This window comes from Halorubrum sp. GN11_10-6_MGM (genome assembly GCF_005435165.1).
Classification (GTDB): Archaea; Halobacteriota; Halobacteria; order Halobacteriales; family Haloferacaceae; genus Halorubrum.
The window spans coordinates 168901-186912 of the sequence record NZ_SGUC01000001.1 but is presented as its reverse complement, the minus strand read 5'-3'; the positions used below and the strand labels follow the sequence as shown (position 1 = coordinate 186912).

Annotated in this window: 17 protein-coding genes; 10 read left to right on the top strand and 7 right to left on the bottom strand. The window is 71.4% G+C overall.

The genetic code is table 11. The annotated features are described in order from the left end of the window. Nucleotide 1 precedes the first annotated feature (1 nt). Nucleotides 2-241, bottom strand: coding sequence for a hypothetical protein (locus EXE46_RS00900; protein WP_137686620.1), 240 nt, complete (start codon nt 239-241; stop codon nt 2-4). A gap of 118 nt (nt 242-359) precedes the next feature. Here EXE46_RS00900 and EXE46_RS00895 point away from each other — a divergent pair, with 118 nt between their 5' ends. From EXE46_RS00895 to EXE46_RS00870, 6 genes are all read left to right on the top strand, one after another. Beyond that, nucleotides 360-614, top strand: a complete 255-nt coding sequence (locus tag EXE46_RS00895; RefSeq protein ID WP_137686619.1) for a hypothetical protein — start codon at nt 360-362, stop codon at nt 612-614. Nucleotides 615-718: 104 nt separating this feature from the next. Then, nucleotides 719-1396 carry a uracil phosphoribosyltransferase gene (gene upp, locus EXE46_RS00890; protein ID WP_137686618.1) on the top strand — a complete coding sequence of 226 codons (678 nt, stop codon included), beginning with the start codon at nt 719-721 and terminating at the stop codon, nt 1394-1396. A gap of 125 nt (nt 1397-1521) precedes the next feature. Beyond that, nucleotides 1522-1737 carry a hypothetical protein gene (locus EXE46_RS00885; protein ID WP_137686617.1) on the top strand — a complete coding sequence of 72 codons (216 nt, stop codon included), beginning with the start codon at nt 1522-1524 and terminating at the stop codon, nt 1735-1737. Nucleotides 1738-1816: 79 nt separating this feature from the next. Next, nucleotides 1817-3100, top strand: a complete 1284-nt coding sequence (gene thrC, locus EXE46_RS00880; protein WP_137686616.1) for a threonine synthase — start codon at nt 1817-1819, stop codon at nt 3098-3100. A gap of 95 nt (nt 3101-3195) precedes the next feature. Next, a complete protein-coding gene (locus tag EXE46_RS00875) occupies nt 3196-3534 on the top strand; it encodes an antitoxin VapB family protein (RefSeq protein ID WP_137686615.1) in 339 nt (112 codons plus the stop codon). Beyond that, nucleotides 3531-3932: a type II toxin-antitoxin system VapC family toxin gene (locus EXE46_RS00870; RefSeq protein WP_137686614.1), complete on the top strand. Its 402-nt coding sequence runs from the start codon at nt 3531-3533 to the stop codon at nt 3930-3932. The genes EXE46_RS00875 and EXE46_RS00870 overlap by 4 nt, the downstream gene beginning before the upstream one ends. 25 nt (nt 3933-3957) lie before the next feature. Here the strand turns inward: EXE46_RS00870 and EXE46_RS00865 are convergent, their stop codons facing one another. The 3 genes from EXE46_RS00865 to serA all read right to left on the bottom strand — a co-directional run bounded on the left by EXE46_RS00865 (nt 3958) and on the right by serA (nt 7822). Further along, on the bottom strand, nt 3958-5271 hold the full coding sequence (locus tag EXE46_RS00865; protein ID WP_137686613.1) for a hydroxyacid-oxoacid transhydrogenase: 1314 nt from the start codon (nt 5269-5271) through the stop codon (nt 3958-3960). Then, nucleotides 5268-6074: an N-acyl homoserine lactonase family protein gene (locus EXE46_RS00860; protein ID WP_137686612.1), complete on the bottom strand. Its 807-nt coding sequence runs from the start codon at nt 6072-6074 to the stop codon at nt 5268-5270. Before EXE46_RS00860 ends, EXE46_RS00865 begins: the two co-directional genes overlap by 4 nt. A 143-nt stretch (nt 6075-6217) precedes the next feature. After that, nucleotides 6218-7822: a phosphoglycerate dehydrogenase gene (gene serA, locus EXE46_RS00855; protein ID WP_137686611.1), complete on the bottom strand. Its 1605-nt coding sequence runs from the start codon at nt 7820-7822 to the stop codon at nt 6218-6220. A gap of 170 nt (nt 7823-7992) precedes the next feature. On the opposite strand from serA, the gene EXE46_RS00850 reads away from it, so the two are divergent. Together EXE46_RS00850 and EXE46_RS00845 are read left to right on the top strand one after the other, a co-directional pair. Next, nucleotides 7993-9291, top strand: a complete 1299-nt coding sequence (locus tag EXE46_RS00850; protein ID WP_137686610.1) for a hemolysin family protein — start codon at nt 7993-7995, stop codon at nt 9289-9291. A 94-nt stretch (nt 9292-9385) separates the two neighbouring features. Next, nucleotides 9386-10216: a hypothetical protein gene (locus EXE46_RS00845; protein WP_137686609.1), complete on the top strand. Its 831-nt coding sequence runs from the start codon at nt 9386-9388 to the stop codon at nt 10214-10216. Between the two features lie 105 nt (nt 10217-10321). Here the strand turns inward: EXE46_RS00845 and EXE46_RS00840 are convergent, their stop codons facing one another. From EXE46_RS00840 to EXE46_RS00830, 3 genes are all read right to left on the bottom strand, one after another. Beyond that, on the bottom strand, nt 10322-11728 hold the full coding sequence (locus EXE46_RS00840) for a HEAT repeat domain-containing protein (RefSeq protein ID WP_137686608.1): 1407 nt from the start codon (nt 11726-11728) through the stop codon (nt 10322-10324). 91 nt (nt 11729-11819) lie between these two features. Then, nucleotides 11820-12404 (bottom strand): RNA 2',3'-cyclic phosphodiesterase, encoded by a 585-nt coding sequence (thpR, locus tag EXE46_RS00835; protein WP_137686607.1) that lies wholly within the window; start codon nt 12402-12404, stop codon nt 11820-11822. A 387-nt stretch (nt 12405-12791) separates the two neighbouring features. Continuing rightward, entirely contained in the window at nt 12792-14576 is a 1785-nt protein-coding gene (locus tag EXE46_RS00830; RefSeq protein ID WP_137686606.1) for an excinuclease ABC subunit C, read from the bottom strand. 255 nt (nt 14577-14831) lie between these two features. On the opposite strand from EXE46_RS00830, the gene EXE46_RS00825 reads away from it, so the two are divergent. Next, the gene (locus EXE46_RS00825) at nt 14832-16457 is read left to right on the top strand and encodes a methyl-accepting chemotaxis protein (protein ID WP_137686605.1); all 1626 of its coding nucleotides are present in this window, start codon (nt 14832-14834) and stop codon (nt 16455-16457) included. Between the two features lie 163 nt (nt 16458-16620). Further along, a complete protein-coding gene (locus EXE46_RS00820) occupies nt 16621-18012 on the top strand; it encodes a cytochrome P450 (RefSeq protein ID WP_137686604.1) in 1392 nt (463 codons plus the stop codon).

Below are 18012 nucleotides of genomic sequence, written 5' to 3'. Positions count from 1 at the left end.
CTCAGCAGGCGCAGCCGCTCCCGGTCGCGCGTTCGAACCGCATCGGATCCCCGCAGTCCGGACATTTCGGGACGCCCTCGCCGTCGCGGTCGAGCCCCTCGGCGTCCACGTCGACGTCGCGGACGCGGACCCCGCAGTCGTCACACCAGTAGGCTCCCTCGGAGCCGTCGTCGCCCGCGGTCCCGGGGGCACTCTGCGTCGACCCCGTCAGCGCGTCGGTCACCGTGTCGATGATTCCCATACCAATGGTGTCGCCGCCGATCGTGTTAGTCTCCCGGTGTCGTGCGACTAATTCGCACGGCCGCGGCGGTCGCGCCCCACGGACAAGAGCTAAGTGGCGGACTCCCGCGCGTGGAGGTATGAGCGAGGACGAGGGCGTCGGCGACGGAACCGGGGAAGTCGGCGACGGAACGGAAGGCGTCGGCGACGGGATCGAGGGATCGTCCGGCGACCCGCGGGTGCTGCTCGCGATGAACGCGGTCCTCTCGGCGCTCCTCGCCTCGACCGTCGTCTGGGGACTCGACCTCCTCGGCGCGGCCGCGTACACGCTGCGCAACGTCGTGACGCTGACGCTGATCGTCTTCGCGGTGACGTACGCCGTTGTCCTCCGGTAGCGTTCGCGTCGGGCCCGGGTCGCCTTCTCCTCCGCCTTCGAGCGCCGGGCCGTGACCGGCCGATCCGCCACGTTTTAAGGCCGTTCCGAGCGGAATTTCGGCCAATGACGATCGAAGACCGGGACGACGCGTACCTCATCACCCACGCGCTGGCGACGGACACCCTCTCGCGGCTGCGCGACGTCGAGACGGAGCAGGTCGCGTTCCGGAAGGGGCTGGTGAAGCTCGGCCGCATCTGCGGCTACGAGATCATCGACGGCGCGATGGACACCGAGTACGTCCCCGTCGAGACCCCTCTCGCGGAGACCACCGGCGAGCGCGTGAAGGGCCTCGACGACGTCGTGATAATCAACGTCCTCCGCGCCGCCACCCCGTTCGTCGAGGGACTCCTCAAAGCCTTCCCCCGCGCGAAGCAGGGCGTCATCTCCGCCGGCCGCGACGAGGCGGCCGGAATGACCGCGGACGGCGAGTTCCCGATCACCATCGACTACGTGAAGCTGCCCGAAATCCGCCCCGACGACACCGTCATCGTCGCGGACCCGATGCTCGCGACGGGCTCGACGATGGTCGCCGTCCTCGACCACGTCCTCGACGAGGCCGACGATTTCGAGGACCTGTTCGTCCTCTCTGCGGTCTCCGCGCCCGCCGGTCTCGTCCGCGTGAGCGAGGCGGTCCCGGAGGCGGACCTGCTGACGGTCGCCATCGACGACCGCCTCGACGACGACGGGTTCATCGTCCCCGGCCTCGGCGACGCCGGCGACCGCGCGTTCCGCACGGTCTGAACCGCCTCGGCGTCCGGCGTCGAACTGCCCCCGGCGTCCGGCGCGGAATCACCCCCGGCGTCCGGCAGAGAATCGCCCGCAGCCCCCGACGTACTTTTAAGAACCGTCGCCGCGACCGGTACGACATGAGCGACGCGCCGACGACCGAGCCCTGCGACGTCTGCGGCGACCCCACGACGGACGCGCTCGCGCGCACCGTCCGGCTGAGCGTCGATCGGGCGAACATCGACACCCAGCGGCTCTGTCCCGACTGCTTCGCCGACTGGATCCAGCGCTACCAGGACCGCCTCGGCTCCGGCGGGGACGAGGGCGACGACACCTCCGAGATCATCGTCGACTGAGGCCGAACGGGTTCGGTTCGGCCGGCAACGTCCGTTCCGACCGGCCGTCTTAAGCCCCGCCGGCACCGACGCCGACGTAATGGATCTCGCCATCGACGCCCCGGCCCCGACGGCGCCCGACTGCGCCGCCGACGGGACGTGGCTCGCGTGTATCGCGTGCGACGAGACGTTCGCCCCCTTCGAGGACGTCCGGTACACCTGCGACGAGTGCGACGGCCTGCTCGAAGTCCGGTACGCCGACCCGCCGACGTTCGACGAGTTCGGCGCGGGCGCGCCCTCCGACGGGCCCGAGCGCGGCGTCTGGCGCTACCGCGAGGCGCTCCCGTTCGACCTCGGCGTGACGCTCCCCGAGGGCGACACCCCGCTCCACCGCGTCCCGCGCATCGAGGAGTCGGTCGGCGTCGACGCGCTCCGGATCAAACACGAGGGGATGAACCCCACCGGCTCGTTCAAGGACCGCGGGATGACCGTCGGCGTGCGCGTCGCGAAGGAGCTGGGCGTCGACGCGCTCGCGTGCGCCTCGACGGGCAACACCTCGGCCGCGCTCGCCGCGTACGGCGGCCGCGGCGACATGCAGACGCTCGTCCTCCTTCCGGCCGGGAAGGTCGCCGCCGGGAAGGTCGCGCAGGCGAGCCTCCACGGCGCCCGCATCCTCGAAGTCGACGGCAACTTCGACGCCTGTCTCGACATCGTTCAGGAGCTGGCCGCCCGCGGCGAGGCGTACCTGCTCAACTCGCTGAACCCGTTCCGTCTGGAGGGACAGAAGACGATCGGCTTCGAGATCCTAGAGGAGTTCCACGCCGACTACGGCGCCTTCCCCGACCGGATCGTCCTCCCCGTCGGCAACGCGGGCAACACCTCGGCGCTGTACAAGGGGTTCCGCGAGCTCGTCCAGTCGGGCGCGCTCGACGTCGACGAGGTGCCCAAGCTCACCGGCGTTCAGGCCGAGGGCGCCGCCCCGATGGTCGAGGCGATCGAGGAGGGGAACGACGAGGTCCGGCGCTGGGAGGAGGTCGAGACGCGCGCGACCGCGATCCGCATCGGCAACCCCGTCAACGCGCCGAAGGCGATCCCCGGCATTCGGAACACCGACGGCACCGCGGTCGCCGTGAGCGACTCGGAGATCACCGCCGCGCAGCGCCACCTCGCCGCCGAGGGGGTCGGCGTCGAGCCCGCCTCCGCCGCGAGCCTCGCGGGCCTGAAGAAGCTCCGGCGCTCGGGTGTCGTCGACGACGACGAGCGGGTCGTCTGCCTGACCACCGGACACCTGTTAAAAGACCCCGACGCCGCCTACGAGGCGGGCGGCGACCCCGAGCCGGTCCCGAACGACGTTGACGCCGTGGTCGAGCATCTGCGGGACTGATCGCCCGTCGCGGCACGCGTTCCTCCGCTCGCGCTTCCCTTCGTCCGCTCGTCGCCGTCACGTTTTATATACACAAACACATACACAAACACGAGATGCCCACCAAGACGATCGGCGTCCGCGAGGAGGTGTACGAGCGGCTCCGCGCTCGGAAGCGCGACGACGAGAGCTTCACCGACCTCATCGACCGGCTGATCGACGAGAGCGAGGGCGACTGGCGCGACGGCTTCGGGTCGCTGTCGAGCGAGGCGGCCGAGTCGCTCCGCGAGGCCGCGGCCGCGTCGCGAGGGGGGTTCGACGAGTCCGCGCGCGACCGACAGGCCGCGGCGATCGACCGGCTGGCGGGCGCCTCCGGCGACGAGGAGCGGCCAGATGACGGCTCTGACGCCGCCGACGCCGATGATGCGAGCGACGACGCCGGAGGGTCGGCGTGACTCGGTATCTGCTCGACACCACGTTTCTGATCGATTACTTGGGCGGCACCGACGACGTTCGACGGTTCCTCGAAGGCCACGAGGAAGCCGAGTTCGCGACGACGGCGATGAACTACAAGGAGGTCGCGGTCGGCCGACGGCTCGACGACTCGTTCGATCCGGAGCGGCTCGCGGCGGCGTTCGCGTGGCTCGACGTGGTCCCGATCGGGCGGGAACACGCGCTCGCGGCGAGCGCGTTCGAGGCGGAGCTGTACCGCTCCGACGACCACACGAGGCGAGCCGTCGACGCCGCCGCCGCGGACCTGCTCATCGCCGGCGTCGCCGACGCCGAAGGGATGACCGTCGTCACCCGCAACGTCGACGACTTCGAGCCGTTCGTCCCGGTCGCGAGCTACTGACGCCGCTGGGGGGGAAACGACCCCGCTACTCCCAGTTGTACAGCGCGTCTTGGAACACCTCCTCGACGTCCTCCTTCCTCACGGGCCGCGGGTTACACCGGAGGAGTCGCTGCTGGCTCTCGACGGTGCTCTCGGCGAGCGCGCCGGTGTCGTCGACGCCGATCCCGGCCAGTTCGTTGAGTCCGCTCGGGAGCACGTTGAGGTCGCGCTGGAGCCGCACGAACTCCTCGCGGGCCTCGTCGGCGGCCTCCCGCGTACTCATTCCCGAGGTGTCGGCGCCGAGCATCTCCGCCACCTTCGCGAACCGCGGCGGGTCGCTGGCGACGTTGTAGCCGAGGGTGCTCGCGGGCGTGAGCGCGGCGATCGTCTCCCCGTGATACGTGTGATAGTTGTTGCCGACGGGGTACGCCATCGCGTGCGCGAGGCTCGCGCCGGCAGTGAGCCCGGCGATTGCGCCGAACAGCGCCCCCTTCAGCATCGCGCCGCGCGCCTCGATGTCGTCGCCGTTGTTGACGACGCGGCGCACGTTCGAGGAGAGCAGGTCGATCGCCTTCTCGCTGAACATCTCCGTGAAGCCGGTGCGGCCGGCGTACACGGGGCGGTCAGCGGGGTCCTCGGGGCGGAGCAGGTCGTCGTAGCGGTGGGTGGTGTACCCCTCGATGGCGTGGCCGAGCGCGTCCATCGCGGTCTTCGCCGTGAGGTCCGGCGGCAGCGTCGTGGTGAGCGTCGGGTCGAGCACCGCGGCGTCGGCGCGGACGTGCGGGCTGGAGATCCCCTCCTTGATGTTCTTCTCCGGCACCGAGAGGATCGCCACCGGCGAGATCTCCGACCCCGTGCCCGCGGTCGTCGGGAGCAGGATCAGCGGCGCGCCGGATTCGGTGAGATCCTCGCCCGCGCCCGTCGGCGCGGCCACGTAATCGAGCACGTCGCCGCCGTTCGCGATGACGGCCCGGGTCGCCTTCGCGGTGTCCATGCAGCTGCCGCCGCCCAGTCCCAGGTAGAAGTCGTACCCGTCGTCGCCCATCTCCTCGCGGACGAACGCGATGCACTCGCCGACGGCCTCGACGCTCGGCTCGCGCTCGACGCCGTCGTACACGTCGACGTCGAGGCCGTCCGCCGCCAGTTCGTCCGCGACGCGGTCGACGTGGCCGAGCGAGACGAGGTCCGAATCGGTGACGATCAGCCCGCGCTCGTCGCCGGAGAGCCCGAGCTGACCGAGCTGGTAGCCGAGTTCGTCCGCGGCGCCCGCGCCGACGCGGACCGCCGGCATCCGGACCTCCCAGACGGTCTCGGGTGAGAGCTCGTGCGGCTCGGCGGAGACGGAGCGCTCGTAGCTCACACTCCCCACCCCGGCTGGATCGCCTCGAACTGGTCGGGGTCGTGGCCGAACACGACCTCGGCGTCGTGGCGGCGCTCCAGCTCGCGGATCCGGTTCACGCTCTCGGCCCACTCCGTCTTCCCCCACACGAGGGGCCCGCCGAGCGGCGTCCCCGCCTCGTAGTTCTCGTCCATGTACACCTGATCGCCGGTGAACACGACCGTGCCCTCGGAGTCGAGGTGGATCACGCTCCCAGTGAGCCCGGGGGTGTGCCCGGGGAACTGGACGAACTCCAGATCGGTGAAGTGCTCCTCGCGGTCGCGGTGGAGGACCTCCCAGTTCAGGTCGTGGTCGAAGTCGTCGAGGACGTACGCGGCGCTCCCCTCGTCGGTCTTCGCGCTGTAGTAGGCGAACTTCAGCTCCTCCTCGTGGACGTAGACGGGGGTGTCGGTGCCCGCGAAGAACTCTAAGCCGCCGGCGTGGTCGAGGTGGAGGTGGCTCTGGAACACCGCGTCGATGTCGTCGAGCGAGTAGCCCGCGGCCGCGAGATCGTCGTCGAGTCGGTGTTCGCTCGCGTCGTGGGGGTAAAAGGCCTGAACGAGCCCCTCCGGCCAGTGGCCGTCGGCGGCGTCGTGGTGCGATCCGGTGTCCCAGAGGATCGTCGCCTCCGGGTGGTCGATGACGAGGTTCCACACCGGGATCTCTCCGTATTCGGTGTCGGGGTTGGGATCGTCGTGGCTCCCGATGGTGTTCGCCTCCATCATGTAGTTCATGTCGCAGTACAGCCCGCCGCGGTCGATGACGTGGACCTCAGCTTCCACCATAGCGTCCGATATTTATCATAATAGTTCATAAACATATCTCCGGAACGGACGCATGTCTCCCCGGAACGTGGACGGAGGCCTCGCTCACGGCGTTGGCTGGGGGCACCACGCCCGCGACGCGAGAGAAAGAGGGGGGACCGCGGCTACTCGTCGCCGCGCTCGGCGGCGCCGTCCAGCGTGATCTCGGTGATCTCGACGATCCGGTCGTCCGCGAGCAGCTCCTCGATCGCGGCGTCGGGGACGGCCGAGTCGAGGTTGTAGACGGTGAGCGCCTCGCCCCCCTGTGTCTCGCGGCCGTTGAACATCCCGGCGATGTTGACGTCGTGGTCGCCGAGGACGGTCCCGATGAGCCCGATGACGCCCGGCTCGTCGGTGTTGCGCGCGACGAGCATGTGACCGTACGGGACGGCGTCGACGCGGAACCCGTCGATCCGGACGATGCGGGCGTCCTCGCCCGCGAACAGCGTCCCCTCGACCGCGATCTCGTCGTCGCCGTTGCGGACGGTGACGCGGACGAGGCTCTGGAAGTCGTCGGTCTGGCGGGTCTTCGACTCGGTCACTTCGATGCCGCGCTCCTCGGCGAGCCGCGGCGCGTTCACCGCGTTCACCTGCCACTCCAGCGGCTCGAAGACGCCCTTCAGCGCCGACGCCGTGACGAGGTCGACGTCCTCGGCGGCGATGTCGCCCTCGTAGGTCGCCTCGACCTCCGTGATCCGGCCGTCGAGCAGCTGGGCCGCGACCTTCCCGGCGGTCTCGGCCACGTCGATGTACGGCTCGATCCGCGGGAACGCGCTCTCGTCGACGGAGGGCGCGTTGAGCGCGGTCAGGACGGGCTCGTCGTCGAACGCCGCGAGCACCGCCTCCGCGGTGTCGACCGCGACGTTCTCCTGGGCCGCCTCCGTCGAGGCGCCGAGGTGTGGGGTCAAGACGATCTCCTCGACGTCGAGCAGCGGCGAGTCGTCCGGAAGCGGCTCCTCGGCGAAGGAGTCGAGCGCGGCGCCCGCGAGGACGCCGTCGTCGACCGCCTCGGCGAGCGCGTCCTCGTCGACGATGCCGCCGCGGGCGCAGTTGATCAGGTAGCCGCCCTCCAGCTGGGCCAGCTCGTCTTCCCCGATCATCCCCTCGGTCTCGGGGAGCAGCGGCGTGTGGATCGTCGCGAAGTCGCCGACCGCGAGCGCGTCGTGGAGGTCCTCGACGAGTTCGGCGCCCATCCGGTCGGCGCGCTCCTCGGAGATGTACGGGTCGTAGACGACCAGATCCATGCCGAGCGAGTCGAGGCGCTTGGCGACCTCTTGGCCGACGCGGCCGAGGCCGACGATGGTGAGCGTCTTGTTGTTCACCTCGGTGCCGAGGAACTCGCCTTTCGCCCACTCCCCGTCGACGAGGCGCCCGTGCGCCTGCGGGATCGAGCGCGCGACCGCGAACGTCATCGCGACCGTGTGTTCGGCGGCGGCGCGGACGTTGCCCTCGGGCGCGTTCGCGACGACGACGCCGTGGTCGGTGGCGGCCTCGATGTCGATGTTGTCGACGCCGATGCCGGCGCGGCCGACGATGACGAGGTCGCTCGCGGCCTCGAAGACGGCCTCGTTCACGTCGGTCCCGGACCGCACGATCAGCGCGTTGGCGTCGCCGACCGCGTCGAGCAGCGCCTCCCCCTCGCTCTCGTAGTCGGTGACGACCTCGTGGCCGGCGTCTCGGAGTCGGTCCAACCCCGCGTCCGCGATGGGGTCGGTGACGAGTACCTTCATGCCGGAACGGACCCACGGCGGGAGGTTAACGCTTTCCGAATCGCGCCGTTTTGCCGCCCGCACAGATCCGTTCTCGTGGATATCGACCCCTCTGTTTCCAGTGGAACATCCGTGTTCGTGGATACCGTCGTCGTCGGTACTCCCTTTTATACCCGGCCGCAAATGGCGGTATGGACTTCACGATCGCGTTCGTCGGCGTCGGCGCAATCCTCGCGCTGACCGCGGTGAGCGCCTTCTTCTCCAGTTCGGAGCTCGCGGTGTTCTCCGTCCCCGCCCATCGGATCGACTCGCTCGTCGCGACCGACGTCTCGGGAGCGCGGGCGCTGTCGGCGCTGCGCGACGACTCGCACCGCTTCCTCGTCACGGCGCTGGTGAGCAACAACGTCGCCAACATCGCCGCCGCGTCGGTCGCGACCGCGGTGTTCGTCCGGTTCGGGTTCTCCGGCGGCGAGGCGGCCACGGGGTCGACGCTCGTCACCTCGGTGTTCGTTATCGTCTTCGGCGAGATCGCGCCGAAGTCGTACGCGGTCGCGAACGCGGAGCGGCACGCCCTCCGCGTCTCCCGGATCGTCGTCGCGATCCAGCGGGTGCTCCGCCCCGTCCTGTACGTGTTCGAGGCGCTCTCGGGGCTCGTCAACCGCGTGACCGGCGGCGAGTCGGCCATCGAGTCGTACCTCACCCGCGAGGAGATCGCGACCCTCGTGCGGTCGGGCGAGGCGGCGGGCGCGCTCGACCCCGACGAGGGCGCGATGATCCGCGGCGTCCTCGACTTAGAGACCATGACCGTCGCCGCGGTGCTGGTCCCTCGGACCGACGTGGTCGCGCTCCCCGCGACGGCGACCCCGGCGGACGCCCTCTCGCGGGCCGCGAGCGAGGGCGTCACCCGGATGCCCGTCTACGGCGAGAACCGCGACGACGTGGTCGGGATCGTCGACGTGCGCGACGCGATCCGCGCCGACGAGACCGGCGCGGCCCTCGAGAGCGCGCTCAGCGAGCCGACGTTCGTCCCCGAGACGAAGCCGCTCGACGAGCTGTTCGCGGAGATGCGCGCGAGCGAGACCCGGATGGTCGTCGTCGTCGACGAACACGGCGCGGTCGTCGGGGTCGCGACGCTGGAGGACCTCTTCGAGGAGGTGGTCGGCGAGCTTGTCGGTCGGTGGGAGACGGACGCGGTCGACGTCGTCGCCCCCGACGCCGCGGTCGTCCGCGGCTGGACGACCGTCTCGCACCTCAACGAGACGCTCGGGCTCTCGCTGCCCGCGGACGCGGGCGCCGAGACCGTCGCGGGGCTCGTCACCCGACAGCTCGGCAGACTACCGCAGGAAGGTGACCGGGTCGCGCTCGGTGACGTCGCGCTCGCCGTCACCGGGGCGACCGCGACGCGCGTCACCCGAGTCCGCGTGGAACACGCAGACGAGAACGGGTTCGCGCCCGGACCGAACGACCCCGGGACGGTCGATACGACGTGACCGTCACCGACGCGGGGGGCGCAACTGGCGACCCCACACACGTAACACAACATACATCTGCCCCCGACGGCTCTCGGGAGGTACGTTCTCGATCATGGTGAGCCGCTGGGCGTGTGGCCGGTGCGGGTTCGTCGCGTGGACGCGGGACCGGACGGAGATGGCCGAGGTGACGGGACCGCACCTGCTCGCGCATCACTCGGACGCGCTCTCGAAGTCCGACTTCCGCGTGACCTGGGACTGTCCGTACTGCGCCACTGCCAAGACCGCCTACGACACGGACGGGGCCGTCGCCGAGTTCAAGTCGCACCTCCACGACCACGTGACCGACCGCGTGACCGACGGGGTCCACGTGGCGGACCAGGTGGGCTGGGACGGGGTCGTTCGGATCGACGCGGCGGCGGCCGACGACGAGGCCGACGCGCTCCGGGCGCACTTCCACGACGCCGCCGGCCTCGCGGTGGCCGTGACGCCCACGCCGGAGCGGCTGGTCCGCGCGCTCGACGCGCGGCTCGACGCGTGGCCCCGGCGAACGGTGATCGTCTCGACCGGCGAGTACGACTTCGAGGCCACGCCCGACGTCGACTTCGAGGAGATCGACGTCGAGATCGTCGAACTCGACCCGCGTCTCTCTCCGGACGAGGTCGGCGAGACCGTCTCGCGCATCCTCGACGCCAACCACGAGCCCGGCGAGCGGGTGTCGCTGGAGGTGAGCGTTTTCCATCAGATCGTCGCCGCCTTCGACGTCGAGCGCGCGGTCGAGTTCGTCCGGATGCTCGCCGCGCGTCTCGCGGACGCCGGCGGGGTGTTACAGCTGTACGTCGACGCCGACGCCGACCGCAACGTCGCCACGGTCCTGAACTTCCTCGACGAGACGATCGACCTGACCGTCGCGGTCGACGACGGTCGCTTCGTCCGCCGTCCGTAACCGCCGTCCGTAACCGCTGTCGACGACCGTTACCGAGCCTCTCCGTCCGTCGCGTCCCTTCGTCTGTCGCGACCCTCTGTCCGCCGCGCCTCTCTGTCCGCCTCCCTATTCCTCGTAGCTCTCGGTGTAGTCCGCGGGCCAGCGGACGTACACGTACTCGACGTGGCGGTCGGCGGCCGCCTCGACGACCGTTCGCTTGAACCGACGCAGCACGGCGCGGGCGCGTTCGCGGACCGCCTCGGAGGCGCTTCCGTCGCTCGCGAGCGCCCGCAGCTCACGCTCCACGTCGACCCCGAGCGGGGAACCGGTCGGTCCGTCCGGGCGGTCGGCGTCGACCGCGGTCTCCGTGGCGATCCGCGGCAGGTACGCGGCCGCGAGGTCCGCCACCAGCCGGTCGCGGTGGTCGAGCGCGTCGATCAGCCACTCGACCGCGGCCGACCGGTCGGTCGCGGTCGGGTCCGCGGCTTCGAGGAGTTCGCAGTACAGCCACGCGGCGTACCGGCGCGCGTCGGCCCCGACGCGGTCCGCCGATTCGCGGTCCGCCCGTCCGCTCCCTCCCGAGCGGTCGGCCGCGGTCCGCTCCGCGGCGACCGCTCGGAACGTCGCGAGCAGGCCGTCGGCTTCGAAGGGCCGTTCGGTCAGGAGCCGATCGCGAACGTCGCCCGCGGGAACCGCGCCGGCCGCGGCGATCACCTCGGCGATCGACGCCGCGGCCGTCCGGCACACCCGCTCCGAGGGGTCTCGGAGCGACCCGAGCAGCACGCCGGCGGCGTCCCGTCGGTCGAGGCTCCCCAGCTTGTCGACGACGGTGACCCGGAGCCGCTCGTTACCGTGGCGCGCGGCGCGCGCCAGCAGCTCGACCGCGTCGTCGGTGTCGATCGCGACGAGGGCGTTGACCGCGGCGCCGCGCACGAGCCCGTTCGGTGCGGTCACGAGCGGGCGAACCGGCTCGACCGCCTCGCCGCCGACCCGGGCGTACCCCCTGACGGCCCGGGCGCGGACCCGCGAGTCGTCGTCGTCGAACGCCTCGCGGAGCCGGCTCGCGGCGTCCTCGCCCCCCGCGGCGGCCAGTCCGGTCGCGCCGACCATCCGGTAGGCGGCCCGGTCGCGCGTCAGCCATCGGGAGAAGGTGCCGACCGCGTCGGCCCTCGTTCCGCGTCCCTCGCCGCCCGGGTCGCCCCCGGCCCGGCGCTCCGCGATCCGCCTCGCCAGCCGGTCGACGTGACCGTCGCCGTGGAAGTACAGCGACTCGATCGCGGCCGCGCGGACCGCGTCGTCGGGGTCGTCGAGGGCGGTCGCGAACAGCGCCTCGACGATCCGGGCCTTCTCCGCGCTCATCGAGGCGGAGGGGTTGCCGAGCGCCTCGGCGGCCTCGCGACGCGTCGAGGCGTCGAACCGTCGGTCGAGCCGCGTCAGCGCCGGCGGATCGCCGTCGGAGGACCGCCCGCCCCGTCCGGCGTCGCCGCTCTCCGCCGACCCGGCAGACCGCTCCGTTCGCGGCGCGTCGTCCATCTATGAACCCCTCGCCGATCCGGTAGGTTAAACGTACGCCCGCGGCTATCACCGGTGAGAATCCGACGCGGGCGACGCCGGCCGGCCCCCCTCACCCGAGTTCGAACGCCCGGACGACGTCGTACTCCGGCCCGGACGGAGTGAGCGTCGACTCGACGAGCTGGATCTCGTCGACCGAGAACGCTCCGATCTCGGGGGTATCGGCGTCGAGCGCGTCGCGGACCGCGTCGGCGCCGGTCGCGTTCTCCACCCGGGCCAGCGTGACGTGCGGCGTGAACTCGTGGTCGGCCGGGTCGACGCCGAGCGCGGTCGCCTCCGCTTCGAGGGCCTCGTGGAGCGCCGCGAGGTCGTCGCCGCCGCGCTCGACCCCGGCCCAGACGACCGAGACGTACTCGCGGTTCGGGAAGACGCCGAGGCCCGCGACGGAGCAGGTAAATGGGGCGACCCCGGCGCGGTCGACCGCGCGCTCGCCGGCCGCGATCACGTCGTCGACTGTGGGGCCGTTTGGGGTGTCGTCCTCGCTTTCCTCGGCGACATCGCCGAGAAATTTCATCGTCACGTGCGCCTGCTCGGGGTCGACGGGGTTGACGCCGGAGGCGTCCGCGAACGGGGCCTGTGCGTCCGTGACGGCCGGCGCGAGACGGTCGGGGAGGTCGACGGCGAAGAACGCGCGCATTACGAACTGGGAGTTGTGAGAGATGCCTAATAAATCAGTGACCGGGCGGAGAACGCCGCCGAAGCCTCGGCTGCTCGGCCCTGCGATGATGTCTCCATTCATACCTCGCAGATCGACACGGTCACCACCGAAGCCCCAGCCGGGAGGCGGGCAGACGCTAGCTGCGCTCCTCACTCGTTCGCTCCGCTCACTCGTTGCGGTGCTTACATCGCCTCTGCCCGCCTCCCGGCTGCCCCTTCGAGTCCAGCCCCGCACAGCAACCGCACCTCGCGCCTCCCCAGCCTCGTCGCTGGCGGTCTTCGCTTCGCTCCGACCGCCAGCGACTCCCTCGCGCGGCGCTCCTCGGCCGCGGCGCGGCCTCGGAGGCGCGCGCCACCGCGGATGGATTTATAACCGCTCCCGGAGCGTGTCGGCGGTCGCGTCGCCGACGCCGTCGACGTCGGTGAGGTCCTCGCGGGACGCGTCGCGAACGTTCTCGACCGAGCCGAACCGACGCAGGAGGCGACGGCGCGTCTGCGGACCGACGCCGGGCACGTCGTCGAGGACGGTCGCCACCTCGTCGCGGACGGTCTGGTGGTAGGAGACGGCGAAGCGGTGCGCCTCGTCGCGCACGCGCTGGAGGAGGTGGAGCTCGGGGGCGTCGTCGTCCCAGCGCCGGGTTCCGGTCGGCGTGACGACCAGCTCCTCCGCCTTCGCGAGCGCGACGACGGGCACGTCCCAGCCCGTCTCCGCGAGCGCGTCGCGCGCGGCGCCCAGCTGCCCCTCGCCGCCGTCGATCAGGAGGAGGTCGGGGTCGGGGCGGTCGTCCGAGCCGTCGAGCGCACGCTCGGCGCGCCACCGGACCAGCTCGCGGGTGTTGGCGTAGTCGTCGTTGCGGTCGGTGAGCTTCTTCCGCCGGTAGTCGGCCGTCTCCGCGCTCCCGTCGACGAAACACACGTCGGAGCCGACGACGGCGGTCCCCTGCGCGTGGCTCACGTCGAACCCCTCGATCCGGGCCGGGCGGGAGAGCCCGAGCCGGTCGCCGAGCGCGCCCACGGGGTCGTCGCGCCCGCCGCGCCTCCGGGCGTTCTTCAGCGCGAGCTCGACGAGCTTCCCCTCGCGGCCGGCGCCCGGAACCCGGACCGCGACGCCTTCCCCTTCCAGCCAGTCGACCACGTCCGGGTCGGACGGGCGCTCCGCTAAGAGGACCGCGTCCGGGAACTCCCGCTCGGCGTAGTACTGCGCGAGGAACGCCGCGAGGACGGCCGCGGGAGTGTTGGCGTCCGTCGTGTCGGCCGCCGACTCCGTCTCCCCGCCGCCGGGCGCCTCCTCGACCTCCGCCGCGTCGAGCCGGTGCCGGCTCCGATCGACCAGCTGGCCGCGCTCGCTGTGGAGCCGCGCCACGCGGGCCGTGTCGCCCTCGACCGCGGCCGCCAGCACGTCGACGGTGCGGTCGTCGCTCCGGTCGCTGACGGCCTCGCCGCCCTCGCCGTGGAACGCCTCGACCGCTTCGAGGCGGTCGCGGAGGTTCGCGGCGCGCTCGAACTCGTTCGCCTCGGCCGCGGCCGCCATCCGCCGTCGGAGGGGGTCGGCGAGCGCGCCCGTCTCGCCCTCGAAGAAGCGCCGCGCGGCGGCCACGTCCTCGGCGTACCCCTCGGCGCCGATCTCCCCGGTACACGGCGCCGAGCAGATCCCCATCTCGTAGTCGAGGCAGGGCCGGTCTCGGCCCTCGTACTTGTGGTCCGAGCAGCCGCGCAGCCGGTACTCGTCGCGGACCGCCTTCACCACGGTCTCGACGCGGCCGACGTCGGTGAAGGGCCCGTACGCGACCGCGCCCGCCTCGGGGTCGCGGGTCACCTCGATCCGCGGGATATCGTGGTCAGAGAACGCGACGAGCGGGTACGACTTGTCGTCTTTCAGTCGGACGTTGTACCGCGGCCGGAGCCGCTTGATGAGGTTCGCCTCCAAGAGGAGCGCCTGCGTCTCGGTGTCGGTGACCGCGAACTCGATCCGGTCGGCGCGCTCGACCATCCCGCGTATCCGGCCCGAGCGCGGGTCCGCGTACGACCGCACCCGGTCGCGGAGGTCGAGCGCCTTCCCCACGTACAGCGTCGTCTCGCCCTCGTAGAACTGGTAGACGCCCGGCTCCGTCGGGAGGTCGGCCGCACGCTCGCGCACCGCGTCGGCATCCATCGGTCTCGGATCGCCGTAGCCGCCGAACGCGTTTGAACGCTGCGGGCCGGGCGCTCTCGGCCCGCCGTCGTCCACCGTCGCCCCGCGCCGCCTCCTCGCGCCATCGTCGCCCACCCGCGCCCCACGCCGCCTCCTCGCCGTCGTCTCCCACCGGCGCCGTCCGCCGGCGTCACACACCGTCGCGTCCGCAAATTATCAAACTCGAACATCGGGACGTACGGTTTATAATGCCGGTTGGGAGACGGTGACGTAGACATGACGGGACTTCGCGAGCGTCTGCGGCAGATATTCGGGCGGGGGAGCGATTCCCGGTCAGTCCCCGACGGGGGCGTCGTCGTCGAGGACGGCCCCGACTCCGACGGATCGATCGACGGGACGCCGACCGACACAGCCGACGAGACCGACGGTGGCCACACGTTCACCGACGTCGACGGCGTGAACCGCGCGGCGACGCTCGCGGGCGCCGGCTTCCAGCAGGTGTTCAACGCCACCAGCGTCCCGACGTTCATCCTCGACTGCGAGGGGAACGTCGCGGAGTGGAACGAGGCGATCGCGTCGCTCACCGGCGTCGAGCGCGAGGAGGCGGTCGGCCACGACCACGTCTCGGAGCTGTTCTACCCCGACGGCCGTCGGGCCGACACGCTCGCCGACAAGGTGCTCGACGTGCCGGACACCGCCGACGAGGTCCACGGCGTCGAGCGGCCCGACCCCGGCCGCAACCGCTACCGCGACTCCAGTACGATGGTCGACCGCCACGGCCAAGAGCGCCACATCGAGTTCACGGCGACCACGCTGTACGACGAAGAGACCGGGGAGCTCGTCGGCGTGACCGAGGTCGTCGTCGACCGGACGGAGACGGTGAACGAGCGCGACGCGACCAGCGAGCTTGTCGCCGAGGTCCGCGAGACCGCGGAGGCGATCGGCGGGGGCGACCTCGACGCGCGCGCCACCCGCCGCGACTCGTTCGCCCACCTCGACAGCGATCTGGTCCGCGTCGTCGACGTCGTCAACGAGATGGCCGAGAACCTCGACCAGCTCTCCTCGGGCGTCCACGAGAAGGCGCGCGACCTCGACGAGACGGTCGAGGAGGCGAGCGCCGCGGCCGCCGACATCGCCGAGAACGTCGACGAGCAGAACGAGCTCCTCGAAGAGAGCGTCTCCGAGATGCAGTCCTTCTCCGCCGGGATGGAGGAGGTCGCCGCGACCGCCGACGAGGTCGACTCCGCCGCGGTCGCCGCCGCCGACGCCGCCGACGAGGGGCTCGACGCCAGCGAGGACGCCCGCGAGGCGACCGAGGACGTCGTCGAGATCGGTGACGAGCTCGTCGAGAGCGTCGGCGCGCTCTCCGAGCGCATGGACGACATCGAAGAAGTGATCGAGGTCATCTCCGACGTGGCCGAGCAGACGAACCTGCTCGCGCTGAACGCCAACATCGAGGCCGCCCGCGCCGGCGAGGGCGGCGACGGCTTCGCGGTCGTCGCCGAGGAGGTGAAGAAGCTCGCCGACGAGACCCGCGGCTACACCGAGGAGATCACGGAGAGCCTCGACAAGCTTCAGGCGCAGTCCGCGGAGACGACGACCGCCGTCGAGCGCTCCCACGAGCGCATCGAGGACGCGGGCACCGAGATCGAGACGGTCCTCGATTCGTTAGAGGAGATCGCCGACGCCGTCGACGAGGCGGCCGCGGGCGTCGCGGAGGTCGCGCGCACCACGGACGACCAGGCCGCGACCGTCGAGGAGCTCACCTCGTCGCTGGAGGCGGTCCGCGAGCGCTCCGACCGCACAGAGGAGGCGACCGAGCGCATCGTCGACGCCACCGACGACCAGGAGGCGGCCGTCGACGAGCTGATCGCCCGCGTCGAGCGGCTGGACGCGCGGTAGCGTCTCCCCGACACCGAGTCCCGTCGAAGTTCGCTCGTGCCGTTTTTCGCTGTCTTCGGCCCGTACCTTTTCGCGTGTCTTCGGCTCGTGCCTTTTCCCGTGTTTTCGGCTCGCTCTTCTCGCTCCGCCGAACGTTTAACCCCGCTCAGCCCCCAGAAATCGTATGTCCGCTACGCCGCCCGGACCGATGGGTGACCCCCTGTTCGGGAACGGTCGCCAGTTCGCCGACGACCCCTTCGGCTTCCTGCGCGCCTGCGCCGACAGCTACGGCGACGTGGTGCGGCTCGACCTCGGTCCGCGGGAGACGTACATGCTCACGAACCCCGCCGACGTCGAGCGCGTGCTCGTCGCCGACGCGGCGCGCTACCGCAAGCCGCAGTTCGACGACGCGATGGACGCGCTGCTCGGCGACGGCCTCCTGATGAGCGAGGGCGAGACGTGGCAGCGCCAACGGAAGCTGGCGAACCCCGCGTTCCACAACCGGCGGATCGGCGCGCTCGCGGGCGTGATGGCCGACCACACCGCGTCGCACGTCGCCGACTGGGAGGCCGGCGACGTCGTCGACCTCCAGCTGGAGCTGGCGCGGCTCACGGTGAAGATCATCGTCACGGCGATGTTCGGCGCCGACATCGGCGACGAGGAGGTGAAGACGGTTCAGGAGAACCTCGAACCGCTCGGCGCCCGGTTCGAGCCCGACCCGCGCCGCTACCTGATCCCGGACTGGATGCCCACCCGTGAGAACCGCGAGTTCGACGCCGCCATCGACACGCTGGAGTCGGTGATCGACGACATCGTCGCCCGCCGCCGCGGCACGGAGCGCGACCCGAGCGCCGACCCCGCCGGTCCGGACGGCACCGGGGTCCGCGGGCCGCCCGGCGACCCCGACGCCGACCTCCCGATGGACCTCCTCTCCGTCCTGCTCCGCGCCCGCGACCGCGGCGAGCAGACCGACGAGAACCTCCGCGACGAGCTGGTGACGATGCTGCTCGCCGGGCACGACACGACCGCGCTCGCGCTCACCTACGCCTTCTACCTCCTCTCGAACCACCCGCGGGCCCGCGACCGCGTGGCGGCCGAGGCCGCGGAGGCGACGAGCGACGGCACACCCACGGCGGACGACGTCCGCGAGATGGAGTACACGGAGCGCGTCCTCAACGAATCGATGCGGCTCTACCCGCCGGTCTACACGCTGTTCCGCGAGCCGAAGCTCGACGTGAAACTGGGGGGGTACCGGATTCCGGAGGGCTCCGCGCTGATGGTATCGCAGTGGGCGATCCACCGGTCCGAGCGCTGGTACGACGACCCCGAGGCGTTCGATCCGGACCGCTGGACCCCCGAGCGCCGGAGCGAGCGCCCGCGGTTCGCCTTCTTCCCGTTCGGCGGCGGGCCGCGCCACTGTATCGGGAAGGCGTTCTCGCTCATGGAGGCGAAGATCATCCTCGCGACCGTCTGCTCTCGGTTCGACCTCGACTACGAGGGTCCGGACCTCTCCCTGCGCGGATCGCTGACGATGCACCCGGACCATCCGGTGCCGGTGCGGATCCGCGAGCGCTGA

Excerpts from the sequence above, each read along its gene's own strand:
- EXE46_RS00900 (WP_137686620.1), bottom strand. The coding sequence starts at position 241 with ATGGGAATCATCGACACGGTGACCGACGCGCTGACGGGGTCGACGCAG.
- EXE46_RS00895 (WP_137686619.1), top strand. The coding sequence starts at position 360 with ATGAGCGAGGACGAGGGCGTCGGCGACGGAACCGGGGAAGTCGGCGAC.
- upp (WP_137686618.1), top strand. The coding sequence starts at position 719 with ATGACGATCGAAGACCGGGACGACGCGTACCTCATCACCCACGCGCTG.
- EXE46_RS00885 (WP_137686617.1), top strand. The coding sequence starts at position 1,522 with ATGAGCGACGCGCCGACGACCGAGCCCTGCGACGTCTGCGGCGACCCC.
- thrC (WP_137686616.1), top strand. The coding sequence starts at position 1,817 with ATGGATCTCGCCATCGACGCCCCGGCCCCGACGGCGCCCGACTGCGCC.
- EXE46_RS00875 (WP_137686615.1), top strand. The coding sequence starts at position 3,196 with ATGCCCACCAAGACGATCGGCGTCCGCGAGGAGGTGTACGAGCGGCTC.
- EXE46_RS00860 (WP_137686612.1), bottom strand. The coding sequence starts at position 6,074 with ATGGTGGAAGCTGAGGTCCACGTCATCGACCGCGGCGGGCTGTACTGC.
- serA (WP_137686611.1), bottom strand. The coding sequence starts at position 7,822 with ATGAAGGTACTCGTCACCGACCCCATCGCGGACGCGGGGTTGGACCGA.
- EXE46_RS00850 (WP_137686610.1), top strand. The coding sequence starts at position 7,993 with ATGGACTTCACGATCGCGTTCGTCGGCGTCGGCGCAATCCTCGCGCTG.
- EXE46_RS00845 (WP_137686609.1), top strand. The coding sequence starts at position 9,386 with ATGGTGAGCCGCTGGGCGTGTGGCCGGTGCGGGTTCGTCGCGTGGACG.
- EXE46_RS00840 (WP_137686608.1), bottom strand. The coding sequence starts at position 11,728 with ATGGACGACGCGCCGCGAACGGAGCGGTCTGCCGGGTCGGCGGAGAGC.
- thpR (WP_137686607.1), bottom strand. The coding sequence starts at position 12,404 with ATGCGCGCGTTCTTCGCCGTCGACCTCCCCGACCGTCTCGCGCCGGCC.
- EXE46_RS00830 (WP_137686606.1), bottom strand. The coding sequence starts at position 14,576 with ATGGATGCCGACGCGGTGCGCGAGCGTGCGGCCGACCTCCCGACGGAG.
- EXE46_RS00825 (WP_137686605.1), top strand. The coding sequence starts at position 14,832 with ATGACGGGACTTCGCGAGCGTCTGCGGCAGATATTCGGGCGGGGGAGC.
- EXE46_RS00820 (WP_137686604.1), top strand. The coding sequence starts at position 16,621 with ATGTCCGCTACGCCGCCCGGACCGATGGGTGACCCCCTGTTCGGGAAC.